4 protein-coding genes are annotated in these 8,307 nt (G+C 76.3%); 2 read left to right on the plus strand and 2 right to left on the minus strand.

Going from position 1 to position 8,307, the window contains the following annotated elements:
* The first annotated feature begins 237 nt into the window (after positions 1-237).
* On the plus strand, positions 238-921 hold the full coding sequence (locus AC2TEW_RS19230) for a DUF3592 domain-containing protein (protein WP_484624580.1): 684 nt from the start codon (positions 238-240) through the stop codon (positions 919-921).
* A 289-nt stretch (positions 922-1,210) separates the two neighbouring features.
* Here the strand turns inward: AC2TEW_RS19230 and AC2TEW_RS19235 are convergent, their stop codons facing one another.
* Together AC2TEW_RS19235 and AC2TEW_RS19240 are read right to left on the minus strand one after the other, a co-directional pair.
* On the minus strand, positions 1,211-3,268 hold the full coding sequence (locus tag AC2TEW_RS19235) for a SpoIIE family protein phosphatase (protein WP_484624609.1): 2,058 nt from the start codon (positions 3,266-3,268) through the stop codon (positions 1,211-1,213).
* Positions 3,269-3,535: 267 nt separating this feature from the next.
* Positions 3,536-7,756: a bifunctional nitrate reductase/sulfite reductase flavoprotein subunit alpha gene (locus tag AC2TEW_RS19240; RefSeq protein ID WP_484624581.1), complete on the minus strand. Its 4,221-nt coding sequence runs from the start codon at positions 7,754-7,756 to the stop codon at positions 3,536-3,538.
* A 307-nt stretch (positions 7,757-8,063) separates the two neighbouring features.
* On the opposite strand from AC2TEW_RS19240, the gene AC2TEW_RS19245 reads away from it, so the two are divergent.
* Entirely contained in the window at positions 8,064-8,171 is a 108-nt protein-coding gene (locus AC2TEW_RS19245; protein ID WP_199520549.1) for a class III lanthipeptide, read from the plus strand.
* The last annotated feature ends 136 nt before the right edge of the window (positions 8,172-8,307 follow it).

Below are 8,307 nucleotides of genomic sequence, written 5' to 3' on the forward strand. Positions count from 1 at the left end.
CCGTTGTGCCTGATCACGCGCGCCATACGCACCACCGCCGTCACCGGATGGGGCCGCCGTCCCCCGGCCGTCGGCGGGATCCGCACGGCCGGGCGCCACACGGGTCATCCTACGGCGCGGCCCACCCCCGGGCACGGCCGTCCGGGCACGGGGACGGGCGTACAGGCCCGAGGGCGGCCCGAGGGCGGGCCGAGGGCGGGCCGCGGGCGGGCGGCGGGCCGGTGCTACCGTCGGGCGGTGATCGTTCGGGGGGATGAGGCGGCACGCGACGTGCTGCGGTGGCACCGGCAGAGCATGGTGCTGGGCGCGGGGTACCTCGTGCTGGTGGGGGTGGAACTGTTCGGCGTCGCGCTGGCGGGCCTGCCCTACCTCGGGGTGAGCATCATCGTCGCGCTGATGGTGCCGCTGACGGTGGGCGGCTACCTGATGGTGCGCAACGGCGGCGCGGCGCGGCGGCTGGCCGAGGCCACCGGCCGGCCGAGGGCCGGGGCGGGGGCGTGGGGGGCGGTGAGCTTCCTGCTGCTGCTCGGGCTGGGGTGCGGCGGGTCGGCGGTGGTGCGGCAGGTCCGCGACGACGTGGTGATGACGGTCCCGGCGGTCGCGCAGGTCGACCGGTGCTCCACGGGCCGGGGCGGCGACTGCTCGGCCGTGTGGACGGTCGACGGCCGGACCTACCGGGGCGAGCGGCTGGCCTACCGGGTACCCGTCGGCGCCTCGGTCGACATCCGCCGCGCACCGGGTGACCCGTCCCGGGCCAGGGCCGCGGACAGCTACGTCCTGCCGGAGTCGGTGCTCGGCGCGTGCACGCTGCTGCTCTGCGCCGCTCTCGTGGTCCCGGTCGGACGCCGGGAGCGGCGGGCCGGGCACGCGCTGCTGGCGCTGGCCCGGGAGACGGACGCGGCCGCGCGGCGGGCCGGCTGACGGGCGGGCGGCACACGCGCGGACGCCCGCTGCGGTGCGGCTCCGCCTGCACCAGGACCCGGCGGGCGGCACGGGCTGCACCCCGGTGACGGCCGGTCCGACGGCGACGAGGCTGATTCCGGCGCGGCCGACCGGCTGACGGGCGGCACACACGCGAACGCCCGCTGCGGTACGGCTCCGCCTGCACCAGGACCCGGCGGGCAGCACGGGCTGCGCCCGGGTGACGGCCGGACGGCGGCGAGGCCGGCTCCGCCGCGGCCGACCGGCTGGCGGGCGGGCGGCGGGCCGGTCAGGTGGGTGGGGTCGGGGGGCGGGGTGTCACCTCGGCGATCAGGAGGGCGACGTCGTCGCCGCCGGCCGGGTCGCGCAGTTCGGCCAGCAGCCGGTCGCAGGTGGCCTCCAGGGACGGCTGCCGGCCGGCGAGCAGGTGCAGGAGGCGGGCCAGGCGGTCGTCGAGGGAGTCGTCCCTGGTCTCCACCAGGCCGTCGGTGTAGAGCACCAGGCGGTCACCGGGGGCCAGGTCGATGCCGGTGGACTCGAACGGGACGCCGCCGACCCCGAGCGGTGCGCCGGTGGGCAGCTCCAGCAGGACCGGCGGTGCGCCGCGGCGGACCAGGACGGGTGGCGGGTGGCCGGCCAGCGCGATCCGGCAGTGCAGGGTGTGGGGGTCGTAGACGGCGTAGACGCAGGTGGCGATGGACTCGTCGAGTTCGCCGGTGGTGCGGTCCAGGTGGGTCAGCACCTCGGCGGGGTCGAGGGCGAGTCCCGTCAGGGTGCGGGTGGCGGTGCGCAGTTGGCCCATGGTGGCGGCGGCAGTGATGCCGCTGCCCATGACGTCGCCGACCACCAGCGCGGAGCGCCCGTGGTCCTGCGCGATGGCGTCGAACCAGTCGCCGCCGACCTCGCCCGCGGTGCCCTTGGGCCGGTAGCGGTAGGCGATGTCGAGTCCTTCCGCCTGCGGGCGGTGGCGCGGCAGCAGGTGGCGCTGGAGGGTGAGCGCGGCGTGGCGCTGGTTCTGGTACCAGCGGGCGTTGTCGATGCAGACGGCGGCCCGGGAGGCGAGTTCCTGGGCGAGCAGGACGTCGTCCTGGTCGAAGGGCGCGGTGTTGCGCAGGCGTTTGAGGTCGAGGGCGCCGAGCACCTCGCCGCGGGCGATCAGCGGGACGGCCAGGTAGGAGTGCAGGCCCGCCTCGGCGAGAATGGCCGCGGCCTGCTCGTCGCGGGCGATCCGGGCCAGGTCGGCGGGGGCGACCCGGGCGACCAGGACGGGTTCCCCGGCGGCGGCGCAGCGGGCCACCAGCCGGTCCGCGGGGTACAGGGCGAGGGTGCCGGTCGGGTCGGCCGCCCGGACGGCGGTCCTGACCTGCTCGGAGGGGTGGGCGGCGGCCAGGGCCAGGGCGCGGAAGGCGGCCGGGTGTCCGCCGGGGGCGGCGGGGGCGGGCAGCGGGTCGGGCAGCACCGCGTCGAGGACGTCGACGGCGGCGAGGTCGGCCAGTTCGGGCACCACCACCTCGGACAGCTCCCGGGCGGTGGTGTCCAGGTCGAGGGTGGAGCCGATCCGGGCGGAGGCGCGGGCGATCACGGCCAGCCGGCGGCGGGCGGCCGCGGCCTCGGCGGTGAGCCGGTGCTGTTCGCTGACGTCGATCACCGAGGTCGCCAGGCCCAGGATGCGGCCGCCCGGGCCCTCCAGCCGGAAGTAGGAGACCGACCAGGCGTGGTCGTGGTCGGGGTCGGCGAGGGTCCGCCCGACGGCGAGGACGTTGAGCAGCGGGGTGCCGGTGGCCATCACCTGCCGCATCGCGGTCTCGATCCGTTCGGCGTCGAGCAGGGGAAGCGCCTCCCGGACGCCGTGGCCGAGGTGGCGCTCGGCGGGCAGGCCGTTGATCCGCTCCAGGGCCGGGTTGACCAGGACGTAGCGCAGGGCGGTGTCCAGGACGGCGAGGCCGATCGGGGACTGGGCGACCAGCCGGGCGGAGAGCGCCAGGTCGCGTTCGACACCGCGGACGGTGGACTCGTCGGCGGCGATGCCGAGCGCGAACACCTCGCCCTGGCGGTTGCGCAGCCGCATGTTGCGGAACTCCACCGGGCGGATGCTGCCGTCCTTGTGCCGGACCGGGAAGACGCCCGCCCAGGCGCCGCCGCCGCGCATCACGTCCGCGAACAGCTTGCGCACCAGGCCGACGTCCTGTTCGGCGACCAGCAGCCCGGCGGCCCGCCGGCCGAGCGCCTCCTCGGCGCTCCAGCCGAACAGGCGCCGGGCCTGCGGGCTCCACAGCACGATCCGGCCGTCGGCGTCGAGCAGGACGGCGGCGACGCTGAGCACGTCCAGCAGGCCGCCGGGCTCCACCGGGACGGGCGGGCCGCCCGGCTCCCGGCCCCTGGTGTCCCGACCGTCCGGCTCCCGGCCGTTCGTGTCCCGGCCGCTCTGGTCCCGGCCGCCCTGGTCCCGGCCGTTCGTGTCCCGGCCGTCCGGGGAGGTGCGCTCGGCTGTCACGGCGGGACCTCCTTGGGACGGGCGGCGTCTCCATCGTCTCTCCGTACCCGGTGCACGTCGCTCCGCGGCGGGCACGCTCGGCGGGCGGCCCGGCGGCCGGTTCGGGGGCGGCCGGGCCGCTCAGTACACGTCGCGGACGTAGCGGCGGTCGGCGGCGAGCTGCTCGACGTAGCCGGCGGCGGCGTCCGGGGAGAGGCCGCCGCGGGTGGCGACGATCTCCCGCAGGGTGCGGTCGACGTCCTTGGCCATCCGGCCGGCGTCGCCGCAGACGTACAGGTGGGCGCCGTCGTCGAGCCACTCCCACAGCCGGCGGCCGCGCTCGCGCATCAGGTCCTGGACGTAGACCTTGTTGCGCTGGTCGCGGGAGAAGGCGAGGTCGAGGCGGTCCAGGTGGCCGGAGTCCTGGAAGGATTCCAGCTCCTCGCGGTGGTAGAAGTCGGTGGCGCGGCGCTGTTCGCCGAAGAACAGCCAGTTGCGGCCGGTGTGGCCGCGGGCCCGCCGGTCCTCCAGGAAGCCGATGAACGGGGCGACGCCGGTCCCCGGACCGACCATGATCATCGGGGTGGCGGGGTCCGCGGGCGGCCGGAAGTGCGGGGAGGGCCGGACGTGGACCGGCACCGGCCCGTCGTCGGCGCAGTCCGCCAGGTAGGTGGAGCACACGCCGTTGCGCCGGCGGCCGAGGTCGTTGGTGTAGCGGACCACGGAGACGGTGAGCCGGACCTCGCCGGGGTGCGCGAGCGGGCTGGAGGAGATCGAGTACAGCCGCGGCTGGAGCCGTCCCAGCACCCCGGCCCATTCGGCGGCCGTGGCCCGGACCGGGTGGGCGCCGATCACGTCGACGGCCTGCCGGCCCCAGCTCCACTTGGCGAGCTCGCCCTTGTTGTCGGGCCGCAGCAGCCGTCCGAGGTCGCGGTCGCCGGTCCGCTCGGCGACGAAGCGCAGCAGTTCCGGGGTGATCCGGGCGATGTCCAGCCGGGTGCGCAGCGCCTCGCCGAGCGGCACCGGGCCGGAGTCGGGGACGTCCACCGGGTCGTCGGCGTCCAGGCCGGTGACGGCGAGCCATTCGGCGACCAGGGCGGCGCCGTTGGCGGGCCGCACCCCGAGGGCGTCCCCGGCCTGGTAGGCGAGTTCGCCGCCGCGGGTGTCGAACGCGAACTGCCGGACCTCCTTCTGCGAGCCGGGGAGGCTGAGCAGCCGGTTGCCGATCAGCAGGGTCGGGAACGGGGACGCCTTGGTGTAGACCGGCGCACCGCCCGTGGGCGCCGCGGCGGAGCCCGGTGCGACGGCTGCGCGGGCAGCCGCGGGGGTGGGCCCGGTGGCCGGCGCGGCGAGGGCGGCGCAGACCTGGTCGAGCCACCGGTCGGCGGTGTCCTGGTAGTCGGGTTCGCAGTCGGCGCGGGGGACCAGGCGGGTGGCGCCGAGGGCTGCCAGGCGTTCGTCGAGGCGGCGGCCGTGGCCGCAGAAGTCCTGGTAGGTGGAGTCGCCGAAGGCGAGCACGGCGTAGCGCAGGCCGGGCAGCGGCCCCCGCCCGGCGGCGGTCAGCGCCGACCAGAACCGGGCGCCGTTGTCCGGCGCCTCGCCGTCGCCGAAGGTGCTGCTGAGGAAGAGCACCGGCCCGCCGGGCGGCAGCGCGTCCGGGGTGGTGTCGTCCATGGCGGCGGGCCGCGCCCGGTGGCCCCGCTCGGCGAGCCGCCCGGCCACGGCGGCCGCGAACTCCTCGGCGTTGCCGGTCTGCGAGGCCCAGAGCACCAGCACCTCGGGGGCGTCCCGGGGCGGCGCGCCGGGCCCGGTGGCGGCGTGCCCGGCCGGGGCGGGCGCCGCCGTACGGGAGAACAGGCCGGCCAGCAGCCCGTTCACCCACAGGGTGCGTTCCGGGTCGAGCGGTGCGTCGGCAGGGAGGACGGGGACGCCCGGCAGACCCGGCGCGGCCTCCAGTCCGGTGAGGAAGCCGGCCAGGTAGCGCTCCTCCGCTGCGGCGAGCACGGGCCGGGCGGCCGCCGGGAGGCCGAGGACGGCGGCCAGGGTCGCCGTCGGGGCCGGGGCGCGGGCGGTGTCGGTGTCGGTGTCGGTGTCCGGCGCGGGCACCGCGGCGGTGCGGGCCGGCAGCGGGTGGGGTGGGGAGGCGGGCACCGGGTCGGTCTCCTTCGGTTCGGGGGCGGGGACCACCCGCAGCGCGACGGCGCAGGCCTTGAGTTCGGGCTGGAAGGAGACCGGGTCGACCGCGTCGTTGGTGACGGCGTTGATGCTGAGGTACTCGCCGAACAGGTCGTTCCAGTGGAACGGCGCGAAGCAGTCCCCGGGCCGTACCCGGTCGGTGACGACGGCGGGCAGCACGGCGCGGCCGCGCCGGGAGGCGACCTCCAGGTGGTCGCCGGCGGCGGCGCCCAGCGCGGCCGCGTCGTCCGGGTGGATCTCGACGAACGGCCCGGGGTTCAGCCGGCCGAGCTTGGCGACCTTCCCGGTCTTGGTGAGGGTGTGCCACTGGTGCTGCAGCCGCCCGGTGTTGAGCAGGAACGGGTAGTCGTCGTCGGGGAGTTCGGCCGGCGGCAGGTGCGGCCGGGCGAAGAACCGGGCGCGGCCGGAGGAGGTCGGGAAGGCCAGCCGGGGGCGGCTGCCGTCGGGGCGGACCAGCAGGGTCTGGCTGACGCCGTCGTTCAGGTACCGGACCGGGTTGCGGTCCGGCCCGTCGGCGTCCGGGGCCGGCCACTGCACCGGGGTGGCGCGCAGCCGCTCGTAGCCGACGCCGCGCAGGTCCCAGCCGGTGGCGGGGTTCCAGGCCTGCTTGAGCTCCTCGAAGACCTCTTCGGCACTGGTGTGGCCGAACCCCTCCGTGAAGCCCATCGCGCGGGCCACCCCGGCGATCAGCCGCCAGTCCGGCAGGGCCTGGCCGGGCGGGTCCAGGACGCCCTGGACCAGGGTGAGGTTGCGCTCGGAGTTGACCATGACGCCGTCGGACTCCGCCCAGAGCGTGGCGGGCAGCACCACGTCGGCGTAGGCGTTGGTCTCGGTGTCGGCGAACACGTCCTGGGTGACCACCAGGTCGGCCGCCTCCAGGCCGGCGATGACGGTCCGCCGGTTGCCGACCGAGGCGACCGGGTTGGTGCAGATGATCCAGCAGGCCTTGATCTCGCCGGCCGCCATCCGCTCGAACATCTCGACCGTGCCGCGGCCGACCTCGGTGCGCAGGGTCCCCGGCGGCAGCCCCCACAGGTCCTCGGTGAAGGCGCGTTCGGCCTCGACCAGGACGGAGCGCTGGCCGGGCAGCCCGGGGCCCAGGTAGCCCATCTCGCGGCCGCCCATCGCGTTGGGCTGGCCGGTGAGCGAGAACGGGCCGCTGCCGGGGCGGCAGATCGCCCCGGTCGCCAGGTGCAGGTTGACCAGGGCGTTGGTGTTCCAGGTGCCGTGGGTGGACTGGTTGAGGCCCATCGTCCAGCAGCTCATCCACTCCCCCGCCGCGCCGATCCACCGCGCGGCCTGCCGGATGCCGTCCTCGGGGAGGCCGGTGATTTCGGCGACCCGGGCGGGCGGGTGGTCGGCGAGGAAGGTGGTCATGTCCGCCCAGCCCTCGGTGTGCTCGGCGATGAACTCCTCGTCCACCTGGCCGGCCTCGGCCAGCAGGTGCAGCAGGCCGTTCAGGAGGGCGAGGTCGGTGCCGGGCCTGATCGGCAGGTACAGGTCGGCCTTGTCCGCGGTGGCGGTGCGCCGCGGGTCGACCACGATCAGCTTGGCGCCGGCCTTCACCCGGTCCATCATCCGCAGGAACAGGATCGGGTGGCAGTCCGCCATGTTGGAGCCGATCACCAGGAAGACGTCGGCGTGGTCGAAGTCCCGGTACGAGCCGGGCGGGCCGTCGGCGCCCAGCGACAGCTTGTAGCCGGAGCCCGCGCTGGCCATGCACAGCCGGGAGTTGGACTCGATCTGGTTGGTCCGCACGAAGCCCTTGGCGAGCTTGTTGACCAGGTACTGCGCCTCCAGGCTCAGCTGGCCCGAGACGTAGAACGCCAGCGCGTCCGGCCCGTGTTCGTCGAGGATCGCGCGCAGCCGTCCGCCGACCGCGGTGACGGCCGCGTCCACGTCGGTGGCGGCGGGTGCGGTGCCGCGCCCGGTGCGCACCAGCGCCCGTTCCAGCCGGCCGGGCGCGGCCATCAGGTCGGCGCTGGTGGCGCCCTTGGTGCAGAGCCGGCCGGCGTTGGCCGGGTGGCCGCGGTCGCCGGTGGCGTGGGCCGCCGTGCGCCGGCCGGTGGCCGGGTCGCGGGCGATGTCGAGCACGATCCCGCAGCCGACACCGCAGTACGAGCAGACCGTCCGCACGCTGTCCGTCCTCGCGCTGTCCGTCCGCACGCTGTCCGTCCTCGCGCCTGACGCCGTCACCTGGTCTCCCTCCCGCCGGGCGGGTGGTGGGAGCCGCTCCCACCGTCAGCACCGTAGGAAGGCCGCATTACCCCCGGGTCACGCGGGACCGGGCGGCCCGTTAAGCCCGCCGCACACCGGCCGGTGCGCCGCTGTGAGCAGCGGGCGGCGACGCGGCGGCGGGGCGGCGGCGGTCCTCAGTGGGTTCCCATCCCGTTCCCAGTGCCCGGTGGAACGCTGCTCCCACGTCCCGGCCGGCCGGCCGGGGCGGTCGTACCGATCGAAGGGAGGGGTCTTCATGTCGAAGGTCCTCAAGCTCCAGAAGATGGACACCACCGAGCACGGCGGCCAGGACTACGAGGCCATCAGCTGCAGCTCCTGTGACTCGCAGAGCTGCAACGGCTGATCCTGCGGGCCCCGGCGGCGGCTGCCGCCGGGGCCCACGGCCGGTCCGGCCGGTCCGTGCCCGAGGCGCCGCCCCCCGTTCGGCGCCCCGGGCGGGGGCGGGATCAGGACAAGCGCTGAGGGGGGGGGAAACCAGA

The sequence above is a fragment of the Kitasatospora sp. NEAU-CNBT7 genome (assembly GCF_057220535.1).

Excerpts from the sequence above, each read along its gene's own strand:
- AC2TEW_RS19245 (WP_199520549.1), top strand. The coding sequence starts at position 8,064 with ATGTCGAAGGTCCTCAAGCTCCAGAAGATGGACACCACCGAGCACGGC.